The 255-nt window shown below is 60.8% G+C and carries 1 protein-coding gene; it reads right to left on the reverse strand.

Annotated features, from left to right (window positions below; translation table 11 throughout):
* Positions 1-255, reverse strand: a 255-nt coding sequence (locus tag J5M72_RS28820; protein ID WP_207868345.1) for a hypothetical protein, incomplete at both ends; no start/stop codon positions are given.

Consider the following 255-nt stretch of genomic DNA (forward strand, 5'->3'; position numbering starts at 1 on the left):
CCGCATTACCGGTGCCGTTGAGGTTGGCGGAACCGAGGAGCGTGAGATTCTCGAGATTGGTGCCTAGGGTGTAGTTGATGGACGAGAGTACGCGGTCAATGGCGTTTGGCGAGGTATCGGTTTCGATCACCAGATCGCCAACGTTGTCGACGTAATAGCTGTCGTTGCCGTCGCCCCCGACCATGGCATCGGCACCGATGCCACCGTCGAGGGTGTCGTCGCCGGCACCGCCGCTGAGTACGTTGTTGCCGCTGT

Origin of the sequence: Pseudomonas sp. 58(2021) (assembly GCF_017491585.1) — a bacterium.
GTDB lineage: Bacteria > Pseudomonadota > Gammaproteobacteria > Pseudomonadales > Pseudomonadaceae > Aquipseudomonas > Aquipseudomonas fluorescens_BT.